We start from the raw sequence: 1,963 nt of genomic DNA, 5'->3' as shown, positions 1-1,963 counted from the left end.
GAGATCTATCGGGTGGCCGGCCAGGGCGAGGACGCCCGTGCCATGTATCAGAAGGCACTGGAGATCCGCGAGCGCCTGGCCACCGCTGAGCCCGGGCGGGCCGACGACCAACGCGCCCTCTCCGTGTCCTACATCAAGCTGGGCGACCTCTACCAGGAGAGCAGCCAGGGCGAAGGCGCTGGCGATCAGCGAACCCCTGGCCGCCGCTGAGCCCGGGCGGGCCGACTACCAGATCGACCTGGTGGTAGCCCTCGAACGAATGGCCTCAATCGCCCCAGACGGCGGGGCCGAGCACCTGGAGCGCCTGCTCGCCATCCTGCGCCGGCTGGACGCCGCGGGCCGCCTTTATCCGGCTCAGCGCGCGGCGATCCTGCAATGCGAGGAACACCTGCGCCGGGCGCGCTGACCCGCCCGCCCCGGCCTACCGCGGCGGCTGTTCGGGCGCCGGCGCCCGCGGGGCTGAGGGCTAGGCGGCACCAGCGCGAACCATGAAAGTCCTCCGTGGGAGCGGCCTTAGCCGCGACGAGGCCACGGCTGCTGGCGATGTCCCGTCGCGGCTGAAGCCGCTCCCACCGGGTCTCGGCCTGACTTTGACCGTTAGAGCCCCGGCCTCGGGTTGGAGTGCGTGGACCCAGGAGGTCGACGCTTTAGCGGGTAGCGGCCCGCCGCAGGCTGCCGCCTCATGGGACACCAAGAGGCCCGCGACTGACGGGGGCTGCCCCGGTCGCGGCTCGCGTGAGAATACGGTACCCTAAGCGCTGCCCACCCACTCGGAGTGCCACGATGTCCAATCTCGCCGAGGTCCCATTCATCACGGTTGACGACTACCTGGCCGGTGAGGCGGTGTCGCCGATCAAGCACGAATATGTCGCCGGCGAGGTCTTCGCGATGGCCGGGGCGAGCGAGGCGCACGTCACCATCGCGGGCAACGTCTTTGCGATGCTGCGCGCCCATGTGCGCGGCGGCCCCCGTCGGGTCTATATCGCGGACATGAAGCTGCAGGTTGAGCGGGCGCGGGCCGTTTTCTACCCGGATTGCTTCGTCACCTGCGAGGCAGCGGACGCGGCCGAGCCGATCGTCAAGCGGCGCGCCCGGGTCGTCGTCGAGGTCCTCTCGGAGTCCACGGAGGCCTATGACCGGGGCGCAAAGTTCGCCAGTTACCGGCAACTGCCGACGCTTCAGGAATACGTGCTGGTCGACTCGCGGACGCGCTCGGTCGAGGTCTTCCGGCGCCACCCGGACGGATGGATCTTGCAGCCGGTACCAGACGACGGCCGGCTCGCCCTCGAGACGCTGGGGTTCGACTGCACCCTGGACGCGATCTACGAGGACGTCCGCCTCGCCCCGCCGCCCGACGAGGGGTCCGCGGACCTGGCGTCCTCAATCGAGTAGGCCGTTTCTCGTTCCCACGCTCCAGCGTGGGAATGCCGCGCGGGCGCTCTGCGTCCGGTCCGCCGACTGGACGCGGAGCCCGGGAACGCGGGGGCACAGACTAGAATCAGCCCTTGACCCACTCACCGAAGGCGTCGGTGTTCTTCTCCTCACCGGCGGCATAACCGGCCTCGTAGGCCGTGGTCAGGCGCTGCGCCTCACGCTTGGGGTTTTGCAGGAAACCGCACTGCCAGCCCTGAATATATTGGTCGTCGACCCCCGCCTGCTCCATCTGGGTCACTGCGTCGTAGTAGAACCGATTCATCGTGCAGTCTCCGCGCGTTGTAGGGTGGAGAAATAAGAATACAACGATTTTCTTATAGACCACAAGCGGCGAAGCCGCCCCAACTGCACGCGCGAGGACCCATTGGGACTTGCCGACGCCAACGCGGCGAGCTTGGCGCCTTGGCGCGAGCAATGGGCGGCTTCAATCATCCCCGCCCGGCTGGCACGGATTACCTACGACATGGCGATATCACAACTCCTAATGGCTAGGCACTTCACTGCAGGAGGGCTGAGACTCAGCTAAACG

General features: G+C 67.8%; 4 protein-coding genes. 3 read left to right on the top strand and 1 reads right to left on the bottom strand.

Features of this window, described 5'->3' with window-relative positions; translation table 11 throughout:
• From QZY44_RS25760 to QZY44_RS25750, 3 genes are all read left to right on the top strand, one after another.
• The coding region (locus tag QZY44_RS25760) for a hypothetical protein (RefSeq protein ID WP_295454894.1) at window positions 1-210 on the top strand (210 nt) is incomplete at its 5' end.
• A 49-nt stretch (window positions 211-259) separates the two neighbouring features.
• Entirely contained in the window at window positions 260-406 is a 147-nt protein-coding gene (locus tag QZY44_RS25755) for a hypothetical protein (RefSeq protein WP_295454892.1), read from the top strand.
• A gap of 377 nt (window positions 407-783) precedes the next feature.
• Entirely contained in the window at window positions 784-1,392 is a 609-nt protein-coding gene (locus QZY44_RS25750) for a Uma2 family endonuclease (protein ID WP_295454888.1), read from the top strand.
• Window positions 1,393-1,498: 106 nt separating this feature from the next.
• On the opposite strand, the gene QZY44_RS25745 is transcribed toward QZY44_RS25750, so the two are convergent.
• Window positions 1,499-1,696 carry a hypothetical protein gene (locus tag QZY44_RS25745; RefSeq protein WP_295454886.1) on the bottom strand — a complete coding sequence of 66 codons (198 nt, stop codon included), beginning with the start codon at window positions 1,694-1,696 and terminating at the stop codon, window positions 1,499-1,501.
• Window positions 1,697-1,963 lie beyond the last annotated feature (267 nt).

This window comes from uncultured Thiodictyon sp. (genome assembly GCA_903837595.1).
GTDB lineage: Bacteria > Pseudomonadota > Gammaproteobacteria > Chromatiales > Chromatiaceae > Thiodictyon.
Note: the sequence above shows the minus strand (reverse complement) of the source record. Positions and strands in the feature narration are given on the sequence as shown.